This window comes from Marinobacter sp. CHS3-4, from assembly GCF_030053415.1.
GTDB lineage: Bacteria > Pseudomonadota > Gammaproteobacteria > Pseudomonadales > Oleiphilaceae > Marinobacter.
Map to the genome: position 1 here is coordinate 119980 of NZ_JASGBJ010000005.1, position 14625 is coordinate 134604.

A 14625-nucleotide genomic window follows, 5' to 3' on the forward strand; every position below is an offset into this window, starting at 1 on the left:
GTGTTACCAAACGAATCAGCGCACAAAAAATGTGCGATTTATGCACATGCTAGAAGAATGTTTACAAAGTAAAGATTTGTGTAATGTTTAGTGCCGAGATTCAAAAAAGTCTTATAACCTACTGAAAATAAAACGAAAAATAATTGATTAAAAAATAACCAATCTGTAGATGGGCACGGATCACAAGGGATCGACGCGGTTGCACGCGAATTTTCAACAGGGTTATCCACAGATTCCGTGGAAAAGATCACAACGCCTTCATAGAGCGGACATTTCAGTGTCACATTGGTTCGTTAGGCAGATGCTGTGGAAAAGATCCGGTATACTCCGCTCCGTTCCGAATCAGTGAGATTGTTTATGTATCCGCTATTACGAAGCCTGCTGTTCAGATTGCCGCCCGAAGCCGCTCACGACGTCTCCCTGGCCACCCTGGACGTGGCCCAAAAGCTTGGTTTGATAAGGGCCATGGTAAAGCCACCCGCTGATCTTCCTGTGGAGGTCATGGGTCTGAACTTTCCTAACCCGGTGGGCCTTGCTGCGGGGCTCGACAAGAATGCGGATCATCTGGATGCCCTGGGTAGCCTCGGTTTCGGGTTTATTGAAGTCGGCACGGTAACGCCCGTCGCGCAACCCGGGAACCCCAAACCCAGGATGTTTCGTCTGCAAGAGCATCAGGCCATTATTAACCGGATGGGGTTTAATAACTTCGGACTGGAGCATTTGCTGGATAGAGTCAGTCACCGCAAATATTCTGGGGTGCTTGGTATCAATGTTGGGAAAAACAAAGTGACTCCCAACGAGGAGTCAGAGTCGGACTATCGGAAGGGTATAGCTGCCGTCTACAACTGCGCAGATTACATCACGGTGAATGTGTCTTCCCCGAACACGCCGGGTCTTCGGGATCTGCAGTTTGGTGACTCCCTGAAAGGCTTGATGTTTGCGATCAAGGACGAGCAAGCCCGGTGCCAGGCAAAGAGCGGTCGCTACGTGCCACTGGCCATCAAGATCGCACCGGACATGGACGATGCCGGTATTCGGTTTGTCGCTCAGGCGGTTAAAGACAGTGGATTGGATGGTGTGATTGCGACGAACACCACCATAAGCCGTGAGGCTGTTCGCGGGCATAAACACGCTGACGAGGCGGGTGGGTTGAGCGGTTTACCCGTCAGGGACGCCTCGACTCGGGTGATCAAATCCCTTTACGCAGAGCTTGGCGACGATGTTCCCATCATCGGTGTGGGCGGTGTAACCGACGGTAACAGTGCCGCTGAAAAGATTCAGGCAGGCGCTAAATTGGTTCAGCTGTATACAGGGTTTATCTATCGGGGCCCGGCACTGATACGTGAGTCGGTCGAGGCGATTCGACGGCTGAATGTGGAATAGGCTTCAGAAGCGGGAAAAAAGTGGGCCCGCTGAGCGGGCCCGTGCGGGGAACAAACCCCGTGGCGTTTTATTGCATGGTACGGATCGGGAGGACCCGTTTGGGTTGCTCTATTTGTTGTTGCGCCAAATTGTGTTTTTAGTTGAAAGATCAGATTTAAGATTCGGGGCCTGATCAGGCCGTGACGTTGGCCATCCTGTGTATACCGGATACGCCGGTCATGCCCTCCCATTGATCTGTGCGGCCTTCTCGCCACCCGTTGAGCCATTCCTGGCGATGTTCGACTTGATCCAACGGGCAGCTGTCTTTTGACTTTCCGGACACTCCGGCCAAATAGCCCCGTTTGAATGCACGAGCGTACATATCTCTTTTCTGTCTTTTCATGCCGTTCCTCACTGATGGATTAACAGAACATGCGTGTACACATCCGCTATGGTCAGTGCTGGGCATCACCCTTCCGGGGTAAACCGCTATTGTCACTGTCGACCAGAGCAGTCAGGATCCTGTTAACGGTGAAGAATTGCTCCACCGGAACGACGCGTCACTTACAAGGTAATTCCAACTTGGCGGGGTTGTACACTAATTATTTCATCTATGTTTTATCTGTTTATAGCAGCAGGTTCTAAAAATGCCGTGCGATCAGTAGAAAAGGCGCCATTCCATGACCTTAGCGTTGTTTACCTTCTCAGGAGTTGCCTGTGTCTGAACTGAGTTTTTTCGTTACCTGTCCCAAGGGTCTTGAATACCTGCTTGAAGAGGAATTGAAAGCCCTGGGAATGGAGCCGTTACGCAACGCACCCGCCGGGGTCTGGGCCAATGGTTCACTGGCAGCGGGATACCGGACCTGTTTGTGGTCGCGCCTGGCCAATCGAGTCATCCTTCACCTGGCAGACGTGGATGCGACTTCAGCAGACCGAATGCTGGGAGGTGTAACGGACTTGCCATGGGAGGATCACATCCCGGTCACGGGCAGCTTTCGCGTGAATTTTGTTGGCCAGAACGATGAGATTCGCAATACCCAGTTTGGTGCGCAGCGAGTAAAAGACGGGGTTGTGGACCGCCTTCGCACGGCCAGCGGTCAGCGCCCGTCAGTCGATGCCAAAGATCCCGATGTCACTGTGTCGGCTCGCCTGCATCGCGGTGTCTTGTCCGTTGGTATTGATTTGAGTGGCGACAGTCTTCACAAGCGTGGATACCGGACCGAAAAAGGCGCTGCGCCACTGAAGGAGAACCTGGCTGCGGCCTTGTTGATACGGGCAGGGTGGCCGGCAATTGCTGAATCTGGCGGGCCGTTGCTGGACCCGATGTGTGGTTCGGGAACGCTGCTGATTGAGGCCGCCATGATGGCCATGGATCTGGCACCGGGGCGGAAAAGAGAGCGTTGGGGGTTCACTCGCTGGCCGGGACACGATCCGGAATTATGGCTCAGTCTGCGTCAGGAGGCAGAGTCAAGGGCCTACGAAGGTCGTCAGGCCTTTGAGCATAAAGGAATCGTCATTGAGGGCTCCGACGCGGATCAGAAGGTCCTGTCGATAGCGCGAAACAACCTTCAGCGTGCCGGGCTAACCGACGCCGTCTGTCTCGAGCAAAGGGATATTACCGAGTTACGGGAAGCAAGCCATGAGTCCACTATCGGATTGGTGATTGTGAACCCGCCGTATGGAGAGCGACTGAGCGAACGCAAGGCCCTTGGGCCTCTTTACCGATCTCTCGGAGAGGCCGTCAAGCAGAGCTGCCCCGGTTGGCGTCTGGCCTTGTTCACTGGCGCACCGGAATACGGAAAGTCACTGGGCCTTCGAAGCTACAAACAATACAAGTTGTTCAATGGCAAGCTTCCCGCACAGCTATTGCTGTTTACCATCGACGAAGCCAGTTCACGTGCTCCCCGTGAGCTTGATGTTCCGGGAGAGGTCACTCCGCGGGTGACCAACGAAGAGCGGGCAGCGATGCTGCGCAACCGCTTAAAGAAAAACCTGAAAACCATTGGTCAGTGGGCTCGGAAACAGGACATCGGCTGCTACCGGATTTACGACGCTGACATGCCAGAATTCGCTCTGGCCATCGATTTTTATGAGGGGCGTGTTCATGTGCAGGAATACGTGGCGCCAAAGTCCGTCGATGAAAGGGCTGCCCGGGAAAGGCTGGCCGAGGCCCTTGCTGTGATTCCCGAGGCTCTTGGAATTGAACCGGAAGACATGGTCTGCAAGCAGCGACAACGGCAAGCCGGGCTGAACCAGTACGAAAAGCGCGCAGCAAGCGGAGAGTTTTTCAATATTCAGGAACACGGTTGTGTGCTGAAAGTGAACCTGAAAGATTATCTGGACACCGGTCTATTCCTGGATCACCGTCCCGTCAGACATTGGATTCAGCAACATGCCAGGGGAAAACGGTTTTTGAATCTGTTCTGCTATACCGGTGCCGCAACGGTGCATGCAGCAGTTGGTGGCGCAAGCCGATCACTGAGCCTGGATATGTCGAACACCTACGTGAAGTGGGCCCAGGAGAATCTCGGGCTAAACCTCAAAGATGTGTCCCGGCACCGGGTCGAGCAGGCAGACTGTCTGGAATGGCTTGCAGAAAAGCCGACACCGGACCAGCGCTATGATCTCATCTTTATGGATCCGCCCACCTTCTCGAATTCTGCAAGAATGGCCGGTGTACTGGATATCCAGCGCGATCACGCCAAACTGATCCGCCAGGCGATGCAGCGTCTGACCTCAGAAGGCACGCTGATTTTTTCCAACAACTTCAGGCGATTCAAACTGGATGATGACCTGGAGCAGGCGTACGCCATAGAGGAGGTGACAGCGTCTACACTGGACAAGGACTTTCAGCGCAATGCCAGAATTCATCGCTGCTGGCATATTCAGCATAAAAACTGAGGCGCATTGCGCCTCAGAATTCGTACTTCAGTCCGCCGTTATACTGGAAGACGTTTGCTTTGGTTTCGGTGTCTTCGAAAAACTTACCGATTTCAAAGAACAGGAAACTGTCGTCGACCACCTCAATGTCCACGCCGACCAGCCAGCTGGTAGAAAAGGAACTTTCCGGATATCTCATGTCGGCGAGGTCTTTGTAGGTAGGCCCTTTGAGTTCTTCCGGTAATTCAGTTTGAGGTGTCTCCGCCCGAAAGCGACCAAACGGCGTCAACTTCGATTCGCCTTTTATATGAGAGAAGCCGAACTGGGCGTAAATATTGGAGTAGTCGGTGATGGGGTAATTGCCACCGATGTACCAGCTGACGTAGTAGTCGATATCAACTTCAAGCTCGTTGTCCACTTTGCCGGACGCGACACCGGTGCCTGTGCGCAACTCGACATGCCAATTCTCTGAAATGTGGGTGCCCAGCTGCAGACTGGTCATTGACGACCAGGCCTGCCCCCCGATGTCACCGTCGTCGACAGTTCGATGGTTCAGACGCGTGCCAATGAGTCCTATATAGGTGCGGCCCTCACGCATTTCTTCCTGTGCGTTCACAGCCTGGGGTGACATCAACAGGGCTGCGGGCACGAGCGCAACCGCGAGGGATAGTCGCAGCAGAGAATTCATGATGATGGAGTTCCTGACGTTTAAGATTCTGAACGATTCTGCCTTCTGTAACTGTTTGTTACGTCGACACAAGTCACAGTTCGTCCGGCCCGTAAAGACACTCAGCCAAAGAAGCCTTCTTCACGGGCAATCAAAAGCAGTGCATAGACACCGTTTTCAGGCAGTTGAGGCTCCAGACCTTCATCGGTTAATAGCTGGCGCCGGCGGTCGTCCAGATCTTCGCGAGTCAGAGAGGTCACCAGCGATTCGATGCCAGCTATTTCGAAGGGTGGCTCAGAACCGACGGCGTTGAATATTTTGTCGATCAGAATTTCATCCGGGTCCATGCCGTCGACGTACACCGTCAGGTCCGGTAAGTCCTGGTGCAGCTCATGAACGATCTCGATCAGTGGCACCCCCTGTTCCTCCAGATACAACAGGTCCACATCGCCGAGGTCGCCGTCTTCCGGGATCCAGTCATCGTCCGGAGCAATCACCACGGTTTTCATCTGGCCATTTTCAACGGACCAGGCCATGGCCGTAGGGAAGAGGCTGTCTTCGGTCTGGCAGTATTCGATGTCTAGAAAACGCGGTTCAGGCAAAATTCGGACTCCGGAAAAACCTAATGGATAGGACGAAAGGCGCCATCATGCCATACTGGCGCCGCTAAAATCAGTTTATCAGGGGCAACATGGAACACGTGGATTTTAATCAGCAGTTGATCGAGTTTCTAAACAGCTCAACCACACCCTGGCACGCCGTTGCCAGCATGAAGCAGCGGTTGGATGCCGCGGGTTTCAAGGCACTGGATGAAAAAGAAAACTGGACGCTGGAATCTGGCAAGGGCTATTACATCATTCGTAATGGCTCCTCCATCGTGGCGTTCAGGACCGGCCAGAAGCCGACGGATAGCGCAGGCATCAGAATGGTCGGGGCGCACACAGACAGCCCGTGTCTGAAGGTAAAGCCCAACCCGGAAATCCGACGCAAGGGCTATTTTCAGCTGGGCGTGGAAGTCTATGGTGGCGTTCTTCTCAACCCCTGGTTCGATAGAGACCTGTCACTGGCGGGGCGCGTCAGTTATCTGAATCAGGACGGAAAAGTCCGCGACGCGCTGATCGACTTTCGCAAGGCGATCGCCTTCATTCCAAGCCTGGCAATTCACCTGGACCGGGAAGCGAACAGTAGCCGCACGGTGAATCCGCAAACGGATCTTCCGCCTGTGCTGATGCAGGTGCCCGAAGACGATAAAACGGCGTTTGCAGACCTGTTGAGAGAGCAGCTTGAAAGCGAGCATCAGAGTGTCAAAGTAAAAAAGGTTCTGGGATACGAGCTGGGCTTTTATGACACTCAGCCCGCAGCGACCGTAGGTCTAAAAGACGAATTCATCACGTCTGCCAGGCTGGATAATCTGCTGAGTTGTTACATCGGCCTGCGGGCACTGATTGATTCGAATGACGAAGAGCCCGCACTGCTGGTTTGCAACGACCATGAAGAAGTCGGCAGCATGTCGGCGGAAGGCGCCCAGGGGCCCTTCCTGTCTACGGTGCTTGACCGTTGGTGTGGCGAAGGTCGCGGTCGCACACTGGCGAGATCGCTGATGATTTCAGCTGATAACGCACACGGAGTGCACCCAAACTACATCGACAAGCACGATGAGAATCATGGGCCGCTTCTGAACCAGGGGCCGGTCATCAAGATCAATCACAACCAGCGCTATGCCACCAACAGCCGGTCCGCGGCTTTGTATCGGCACATCAGTGATGAATTGGGATTGCCACATCAAAGCTTTGTGGTTCGTAGCGATATGGGGTGCGGCAGCACCATTGGCCCGCTTACGGCGGCTAACCTGGGTGTGACAACGCTGGATATTGGCGTGCCTCAGTTTGCAATGCATTCCATTCGGGAAACCGCTGGATCCAAAGACGGACTGACGCTGTACAAGGTTCTGCGGGAGTTTATGCAGCGGGAGAGCTTGGAGTGAGGCAAACGTGCGTGGCACGTGAGAAGGAAGTGGCTCCCCGAGCTGGGCTCGAACCAGCGACAAACGGATTAACAGTCCGTTGCTCTACCAACTGAGCTATCGGGGAACAAAGCTGGAATGGCGCGCATGGTATTGTCTTTCCGCTATGGCGTCAACCCCATGAAATGAAAGGCTAAAATTTGTACGATTCCGCACTTGCTTACAAACCGCCGCTCTGGCTCAGGAGCGGCCACGTCCAATCCATCTGGCCGTCGCTGTTTCGTAAAGTGGAACTGACGGAGCCGGAAGCCGAAGTTCTGCCGACCGATGATAACGATGAACTTCATCTGGACTGGTACCGCCAAGGCAGTGACCGACTCGCCATTTTGTCTCACGGTCTGGAGGGCCACAGCCGTCGTCCCTATATCCAGGGACTGGCGCGGGCGCTACTCAGAGAGGGATGGGACGTTCTGGCATGGAATTTTCGGTCCTGCGGTGGTGTGATGAATCACCAGCCACGGTTTTACCATAGTGGAGCGACCGGCGATCTGGATCGCGTGGTTCAGCATGGCCTGAAGCAGGGATACCAGGCATTGGGGTTGTGTGGTTTCAGTATGGGCGGCAACCTGACTCTGTTGTACCTGGCAGAGCAGGGCGAACGAATCGACAACCGTATTTGCGGTGGCATTGCGTTTTCAGTTCCCTGTGACCTTGCCGGCAGTGCAGACACACTGGCGAGGCCAAGCCGCAGAATTTACATGCAACGGTTTTTGAAAGACCTGCAGCTAAAAATGGAAGAAAAATCCAGACGGTTTCCAGAGCTGATCGACGTCTCGGGGTTCGAGAACATTCGTACCTTCCATGAATTCGATGACCGGTTTACAGCACCTTTACATGGATTCAAGGATGCCCAGGATTACTGGAGGAACTGCTCAGCGCTCGGACGCCTGAAGGACATCCGGGTTCCCGCGCTCATGGTCAACGCCAAAGATGACCCGTTTCTCTCCAGTCGCTGTTTCCCAGAGGCATCGGACGTGATGGGCGGTCATGCCCGTGCAGAGTACCCGGAGTGGGGTGGCCACGTAGGATTCGTTGAGCGTTCAGAAGACGGTATTTACTGGTCGGAACGCAGGGCGGTCGCGTATTTCGCGTCGATTCTGGGCCAGGCCTGATCAGTCGGCCAGCATGGGCTCCAGAACGGGCCAGACGTTATCGAGCAGCTGGCCCTGGGCTTCCGCTGTCGGGTGGATGTCGTCGTCCTGCATCAGACCTTCCTGGTCGTAAATGTTTGCCAGGAAGAAGGGTACCAGCTCTGTGTCGTACTCTTTCGCCAGCTCAGGAAAAATGCCTGAGAACGCCTCGGTATAGCGCTGACCGTAGTTGGGCGGAATCTGCATGCCAACCACCAGCACCGAAGACCCCGCCTGCTGGGATTGTTCGATCATTTTCGAAATATTGCTGCGAATGACGTTGGGCGGAAAGCCCCGCAAACCGTCATTGCCACCGAGCTCAATCATCACGATATCAGGACTGTGCTTTTCCAGCAGGCCCGGCAGACGCCGCAGGCCGCCGTCGGTTGTTTCTCCGCTGATGCTGGCATTCACCACTTCCCAGCCATCGAACCCCTGATTATCCAGTCGGTTTTTCAGCAAGGCTACCCAGGCCTGCTCGGTTTGGACGCCATAGGCTGCACTCAGGCTGTCTCCCATGATCAGCAACGTGTTCTGGTTCGCCTGCGTGGGAGCAACGATGAAGATTAAAGCTAGGAAAACTATTGATCTCAGACGTCGGAATGCCGTATCCATAGGTATTCTGTTTACCTTTTACCCTGTCATTAGTTGGAGAACCCGTGAGCGATCTCAGCGAATCCTATTCACAAAACGACCGTCCCATGTTGAAAGTGACGAACCTGACGCACCGGGTCAGTTTGGAGACAGATACGCTGACGATCTTGCAGGGGGTCAATCTTGAAATCAACCGTGGTGAGTCTGTTGCCATCGTCGGCCGCTCCGGTTCGGGCAAGACAACGCTTCTGGGCTTGCTGGCAGGGCTGGATACGCCGTCAGACGGCCAGGTGGAATTGGATGGCTCCGTTATCAGTCAGTTGAGCGAAGATGAACGCGCAAAACTCCGGTCACGTCGGGTTGGGTTTGTGTTTCAGTCTTTTCAGCTGCTTCCTGCGCTGACCGCCCTTGAAAACGTCATGCTGCCGCTGGAGCTCAGTGGCTCCGAAAAGCCCGACGCCAAAGCCCGTGAACTACTCGAGCGGGTCGGTCTGGGCGAGCGGTTAAGCCACACGCCCCGCCAATTGTCCGGTGGTGAACAACAGCGGGTTGCCATAGCCAGGGCGTTTGCTTCGGAACCGGTTGTTCTGTTTGCTGACGAGCCCACCGGCAATCTGGACAACCGAACCGGCAGTGAGGTTTCCGACCTGCTGATGACTCTGAACCGCGAGCAGGGCACCACATTGGTGATGGTGACCCACGATGAGAGACTGGCGGCTCGTTGTGGTCGACAATTTTCCATTGAAGCCGGCGTGCTGTCCGAACCTTCCTCAGCGACGGCACAGGAGGCGGTCAACTGATGGCGGCCTCCAAAAAACTCATGTCGGTGCGCCGGGACTGGCGGGAACGGGATGTCCGGGTGGTTCTGTCGGCGCTGATCATAGCCGTAGCCACCGTGGCCACCATTGCACTGTTCGCTAGCCAATTGCAGCGCACGCTGGTCACATCGGCAAGTTCGTTTTTGGCGGCAGACAGGCAACTGGAAGCGGAAAACGGCCGTGAAGTACCGGAATCCTGGATGCAGGAAGCCGAAAGCCGGGGTCTTGAGACTGCGCGCATGGTGGAATTCTCCACCATGGTGTACGGCGCCGACAACTTCCAGCTGGTCTCTGTCAAAGCCGTGAACGACACCTACCCGCTGAGAGGTGAGGTAGAAGTGCAACAGGGAGCGACAGCGCCACGGGAACTGGTGTCGTCCGGCCCTGCGCCCGGTGAAGTGTGGATCAATCCTCGCTTGTTGCGACTGCTCAATCTGGATGTGGGTGATTCGCTGGATGTTGGCAGTCTATCTTTGACTATATCGGGCTTGTTGGTGCGCGAGCCGGACGGTGGATTCCGTATGTCTTCACTGGCGCCCCGGGTCATGATGCATGCCAGCGATGTACCAGCTACCGGGGTAATTCAGGAGGGCAGTCGGGTTGAATATGTTTACCTTTTCGCCGGCGATGAAGATGTCCTGAACAGTTACCACGCCTGGTTGGAACCCCGCTTCGGGCCGAGCCATGAGTGGGAGGGGGTTCGTGATGGCGAGACCTTCTCAGAGTCTTTGCAGCGCGCGGAACGGTTTCTGCTGCTCGGCGGGAGCCTGGCGGTCATGCTGGCGGCCGTGGCTGTTGCCGTGGCCAGCAGGCAGTATGCTTTGTCCCAGCGTGACACGGTCGCTTTGTTGAAAACCCTGGGCGTGAACAGCCGCGGTATCGGCACGTTGTATCTCCGCAGGCTTGGCCTTTGGGGCATAGTAGGCGCGATTGGCGGTTTGCTGGTGGCATTGCCCCTGTTCTGGTTGCTTTCGAGCGTGCTGAGCGATGTGCTGGAACGTCCCGTGGATTATCAACTGGATCCTAATGCTTTGGTTCCCGCGTTGCTGACGGCACTGGTTTCGTTGTTCGCCTTTGCCTATCCGCCGATCCGCCGGCTGAAACATGTTCCGGCCATGCGCGTTCTGCGTAGCCAGCCGGGAGAGAGCGGTCGCGAAGCGATTCCAGACATGGCGATTGCCATCGTGGCTATCTTCGGATTGGTGTGGATGTATGCCCGGGAGGTCTCCCTTGTTTTGGCGCTGCTGGGCGGCTTGGCACTCCTGTTGGGCACGCTGGCTCTGCTGGGTTGGGCGTTGGTCACCACACTTCGCAAGATCAGCGGCGGCGGTAATGCCTGGCGGTTGGCCCTGGTGGGCCTGTATAGGCATCGCCGTGCGAGCCTCTCCCAGATTGCCGTCTTCGCAATGACCCTGATGCTGGCAGCAACGCTGATATTGGTTCGTACCTCATTGCTGGACGACTGGCAGGCCCAATTGCCTGACGATGCCCCCAACCATTTCCTGATTAACATCGCGCCGGATTCGGTGGACCAGGTTGAGGACTTCTGGGCGGAACGCGGACAGCCGCTTCGCCAGCTATACCCGATGGTTCGTGGGCGACTCACCGAGCTGAACGGCAACCCCGTGCGCGAGGCGGTCAGTAAAGACGAACGGGTCAATGCATTGAATCGCGAGCTGAATCTGACATGGATGGACACCTTGCCCTCGGACAACGACATTATCGAGGGCCAGTGGTTTGAACCAGGCCAGCGGCGAGGCGTCTCCATTGAGGCAGAACTGGCAGGCAAACTGGGCGTGGAAGTCGGAGACAGTCTTGGTTTCACCATCGGCTCCGACAAGGTGACCGAGACGGTGACCAGCATTCGCACCGTCCAGTGGGACAGCATGAAACCAAACTTTTACATGGCCTTCCCGCCCCAGGGCGGACTGGAAGACATGCCAGCGACCTGGATCACGGCGTTTTACTTGCCGGAGGACCAGAAATCGGCGCTGAATGAATTCTCGCGCCAGTTCCCGACGGTCTCGGTGCTGGAAATCGACCACATCATTGAACGAATTCAGGAAATTGTTCAGCAGGTGACCCAGGCGATCGAAGCGATACTCGCTCTGATTCTGGCAGCGGCACTGGTTGTGATGGCAGCAGTAGTCAGTGCTACCATGCAGGAGCGTCAGCGGGAAGGGGCGCTGCTTCGCACGCTCGGCGGCCGTCAGACTCTGTTAGTGCGCAGCACCATGCTCGAATTTGCCTTGCTGGGCTTCTTTGCAGGCATTCTTGGTGTTATCGCAGCGGAGGCAGCGGTCTGGGCGCTGCAGTTCAGGATGTTTGAGGGCGAATTTCGCGTTCACTGGCAGGCTATTCTGCCAATTCCGGTGCTGAGCGCGTTGGTGCTTGCGATCTTCGGCCGCTGGCAGCTCAAGCCCGTGCTCAGCGTGTCACCAATGTTGTTGTTACGGCGCCTGGAATAATCAGTTGCTGAGACGCGTTACTAGCGATACCGCGACAGGATATCGTCGAGCTCGCCATTACTGCGCATGTTGGCGAGCTCGCGATTAAACGCCTCGGCAAAAGTTTCCATGCCCGGCCGAAGCATGATTCTGTAGCCAACTTCGCTGATTGAGGCAGAGCTGGCGCGGAATTTGTTTTGAATTCCTTCCTGCCTCAGGATCCATTGGCCAACCAGGCGATCTGACACGGCGGCGTCCAATTCCTGGCCTTTCATCGTGTAATTGAGGACGTTACGGTCACTCGTCACGTCAAAGCGTTTGATTTCGCCGGACGCGAAATGGGGCTCAAGGTTTGGGTAGCGATACCCGAGATGGGTAACGATCGTAAGAGAGAAAAGATCCTCAATCACTTCAAACTTATGAGGGGAGTCGGAAGGGAAAAAGATCACCTCTTCGGACTTGACGATCGGATCAGTAAACACAAAGTCCTGGGGTCTTTCTGTCCATTCCTTGGCGCGGGCGGTGCCATCAAGCTTGCCTTCAACCAACATTTGTTCCACCCGCTTGTGTGGAAACTGATGAGCTTCCACAAGGTATCCGAGCCGTCTGCCAATCTCGTCAACGACCGACCACATGATGCCGCCTGGCTCGTCGTTTCCAGTAATAAGGTAGGGTGGGTAGCCATTCGGTCCTACGTTGAATCGAAAGACCTTTTGTTCGGCGTCTGAGACCGAGGTCAGCCCGGTATTGGCAAGAACGATCGCAGGCGTGGCGAATAGGAGGCAGGCTGCGATGAACGCTTGCAACGGCGCTTTGCTGCTGGGACTACCCATAAATGATCGACTCTTATCAGTGTGAGTAAGATGGTCATCCGGCGTGTCCCTGCCAGCCAAAGCCGATTGTCTCTGTTCGGTGCGCGAGTTGCAATGAACTTCCGTATGCCCGGGCCTTTCAGGCCCAGGCGCGTTTCAGCACCGCTTTTGCGTCTTCCAGCAGCACCTCCTTCGGGTTGAACATAATGGAGCCGTCGTCCAACGCCATTTCAGCAATGGTGTCCAACTGATCCTCTGTCACGCTACCCGTCTCCTTCAGGGTACGTGGCAGCTTGCAACGCTTGTGAAGTTCGTCCCGCAGCTTGCGCAGTGCCGAGATGCTGGCTTCAGCGCGACGGTTGGCGGGTGTTGCCGCGTACACTTCCGGGCCGTCGAGGTAGAGCAGCAGCTCGCCAAGGGGGCCACGAATGTGCTCGAGGTTGTATTCCAGTACATAGGGAAGGTATAGGCTCATGCACAGGCCGTGGGGCAAGTGGCAAATCGCACCGGTGGCGTGGCCCAATGCATGAACCAGCCCGACCATGGAGTTGGAGAACGCAATGCCCGCCATGGTAGAGGCCTGTGCCAGTTCCAGTCGTCCATCGGCGTCTTTGGGGTTGTCCATGACCTTGAGCAGAGAGTGGCTTATCTTCTTGATTGCCGACGTGGCGTAGGCATCGCTCAGTGGGTTCTTGGCCATGCAGGTAAAGGCTTCGGTAGCATGCGTCATCGCGTCCATGGCGGTTGCGGCCGTAATATGTGGCGGCAAGGTCAGGGTCATACGCGGATCGATCACTGCGGCATTAGGCAGCAGGAACGACGATGTAAACGGCAATTTTACCGACTTTTTGGTGTCAGTGATGACGGCAACTGATGTGACCTCGGAGCCCGTTCCAGCGGTGGTTGGTACCACAAGGAAAGGCTTGAGGGGGTGTTTGATCACGCCAGCACCGCTGTATTTGGCGATGTCGTCTCCGCCTTCGCTGACCAGGATGTTGACGGCTTTTGCGGTATCAATGGCAGAGCCGCCGCCCACAGCAATGATGGAGTCGCACTTCTCGCTACGGTAGATACCGGCAATGTCGCGTACAACGCTGGTGGAAGAATCCGGGGGCACATCGTCGTAAATGGTCACAATCTCCAGCCCGCTTTCTTCGCAGGCCGCCACCACTGGCTCAAGGAGCCCGGCGGCGCGAACGCCCTTGTCGGTGACGATCATAGGGCGCTTGGCGGCAAGCCCCGTCAGTTCATAGGGAATATGTTCCAGCGCAGCTTTACCCGCGATGACTTTTACCGGGCAGAAAAACTCGTAGTACTGATTGGTCATGATGCTCTCGCTGTCTCTACAAAATTAGTGGCGACTTTCAGATAGATACGGGCTGCACTGATCAGCTTTTCCGGCAAGTGCAGCGACGCCGGGTATTCCTTAACCGCACGCTTGGCCACAAGTTTGGGCAGGATGAAGGCTTCCAGTCGGTTCAGTACCCGCGTCATGCGAACGGCATAACTGATGTCTCCGTCCACTAGCATGCGGTCGTTAGCGAACGCCACCGATGTTTTTTCCTGGAAAGAAAGCACCAGAAATGCGTGGGCGATGTGTTTGAACTGGATGGACAGATCGATCGGTCGTGGCGCCTTGTCTCCGTGATAGTGAAAACGGCCGTTGCCGATATGTTCAACGATCAGCTTTGAACCGGCAGGCATCACCATCATTTCGAACAGAAAGCCTTTCGGCAGGGCAACGGCTTCAGACTGAACAGCGGAATCGACTTCGCTGACCGCCTGAAGTGCGCGGCCCATGACCTGGAACATTAACTCGACATAAAGACGCCGAGCCTGGAAGACCATTGGTTGGATACGTTTTGCGAGCATGGCAAACATCCGATTGTTGG

13 protein-coding genes and 1 tRNA gene are annotated in these 14625 nt (G+C 55.6%); 6 read left to right on the forward strand and 8 right to left on the reverse strand.

What is annotated here, in order from left to right; all coding sequences use genetic code 11:
• Positions 1-357: 357 nt before the first annotated feature.
• Complete coding sequence (locus QLQ17_RS16845) at positions 358-1383, forward strand: quinone-dependent dihydroorotate dehydrogenase (RefSeq protein WP_283210774.1); 1026 nt, start codon at positions 358-360, stop codon at positions 1381-1383.
• Between the two features lie 172 nt (positions 1384-1555).
• On the opposite strand, the gene rmf is transcribed toward QLQ17_RS16845, so the two are convergent.
• Complete coding sequence (gene rmf, locus QLQ17_RS16850) at positions 1556-1765, reverse strand: ribosome modulation factor (RefSeq protein WP_283210775.1); 210 nt, start codon at positions 1763-1765, stop codon at positions 1556-1558.
• Between the two features lie 314 nt (positions 1766-2079).
• On the opposite strand from rmf, the gene rlmKL reads away from it, so the two are divergent.
• Positions 2080-4263 carry a bifunctional 23S rRNA (guanine(2069)-N(7))-methyltransferase RlmK/23S rRNA (guanine(2445)-N(2))-methyltransferase RlmL gene (gene rlmKL, locus QLQ17_RS16855; RefSeq protein ID WP_283210776.1) on the forward strand — a complete coding sequence of 728 codons (2184 nt, stop codon included), beginning with the start codon at positions 2080-2082 and terminating at the stop codon, positions 4261-4263.
• Between the two features lie 13 nt (positions 4264-4276).
• On the opposite strand, the gene QLQ17_RS16860 is transcribed toward rlmKL, so the two are convergent.
• Together QLQ17_RS16860 and QLQ17_RS16865 are read right to left on the reverse strand one after the other, a co-directional pair.
• Positions 4277-4930: an outer membrane beta-barrel protein gene (locus QLQ17_RS16860; protein WP_283210777.1), complete on the reverse strand. Its 654-nt coding sequence runs from the start codon at positions 4928-4930 to the stop codon at positions 4277-4279.
• 101 nt (positions 4931-5031) lie between these two features.
• Positions 5032-5511 (reverse strand): hypothetical protein, encoded by a 480-nt coding sequence (locus QLQ17_RS16865; RefSeq protein ID WP_283210778.1) that lies wholly within the window; start codon positions 5509-5511, stop codon positions 5032-5034.
• A gap of 89 nt (positions 5512-5600) precedes the next feature.
• Between QLQ17_RS16865 and QLQ17_RS16870 the strand changes: the two genes are divergently transcribed.
• Positions 5601-6893 (forward strand): M18 family aminopeptidase, encoded by a 1293-nt coding sequence (locus tag QLQ17_RS16870; RefSeq protein WP_283210779.1) that lies wholly within the window; start codon positions 5601-5603, stop codon positions 6891-6893.
• Between the two features lie 30 nt (positions 6894-6923).
• Here the strand turns inward: QLQ17_RS16870 and QLQ17_RS16875 are convergent.
• A tRNA-Asn gene (locus tag QLQ17_RS16875) sits at positions 6924-6999 on the reverse strand.
• 73 nt (positions 7000-7072) lie between these two features.
• Here QLQ17_RS16875 and QLQ17_RS16880 point away from each other — a divergent pair.
• A complete protein-coding gene (locus QLQ17_RS16880) occupies positions 7073-8044 on the forward strand; it encodes a YheT family hydrolase (RefSeq protein ID WP_283210780.1) in 972 nt (323 codons plus the stop codon).
• On the opposite strand, the gene QLQ17_RS16885 is transcribed toward QLQ17_RS16880, so the two are convergent.
• The gene (locus tag QLQ17_RS16885; RefSeq protein ID WP_502867398.1) at positions 8045-8677 is read right to left on the reverse strand and encodes an arylesterase; all 633 of its coding nucleotides are present in this window, start codon (positions 8675-8677) and stop codon (positions 8045-8047) included.
• Between the two features lie 86 nt (positions 8678-8763).
• Between QLQ17_RS16885 and QLQ17_RS16890 the strand changes: the two genes are divergently transcribed.
• Entirely contained in the window at positions 8764-9456 is a 693-nt protein-coding gene (locus QLQ17_RS16890) for an ABC transporter ATP-binding protein (protein ID WP_283210825.1), read from the forward strand.
• A complete protein-coding gene (locus tag QLQ17_RS16895; RefSeq protein WP_283210782.1) occupies positions 9456-11942 on the forward strand; it encodes an ABC transporter permease in 2487 nt (828 codons plus the stop codon). Before QLQ17_RS16890 ends, QLQ17_RS16895 begins: the two co-directional genes overlap by 1 nt.
• 20 nt (positions 11943-11962) lie before the next feature.
• Here QLQ17_RS16895 and QLQ17_RS16900 read toward each other — a convergent pair whose 3' ends face one another.
• The 3 genes from QLQ17_RS16900 to QLQ17_RS16910 all read right to left on the reverse strand — a co-directional run bounded on the left by QLQ17_RS16900 (position 11963) and on the right by QLQ17_RS16910 (position 14605).
• Positions 11963-12754 (reverse strand): substrate-binding periplasmic protein, encoded by a 792-nt coding sequence (locus QLQ17_RS16900; RefSeq protein ID WP_283210783.1) that lies wholly within the window; start codon positions 12752-12754, stop codon positions 11963-11965.
• Between the two features lie 118 nt (positions 12755-12872).
• On the reverse strand, positions 12873-14060 hold the full coding sequence (locus QLQ17_RS16905; protein ID WP_283210784.1) for an iron-containing alcohol dehydrogenase: 1188 nt from the start codon (positions 14058-14060) through the stop codon (positions 12873-12875).
• Positions 14057-14605: a hypothetical protein gene (locus QLQ17_RS16910; RefSeq protein ID WP_283210785.1), complete on the reverse strand. Its 549-nt coding sequence runs from the start codon at positions 14603-14605 to the stop codon at positions 14057-14059. The genes QLQ17_RS16905 and QLQ17_RS16910 overlap by 4 nt, the downstream gene beginning before the upstream one ends.
• Positions 14606-14625: the final 20 nt, after the last annotated feature.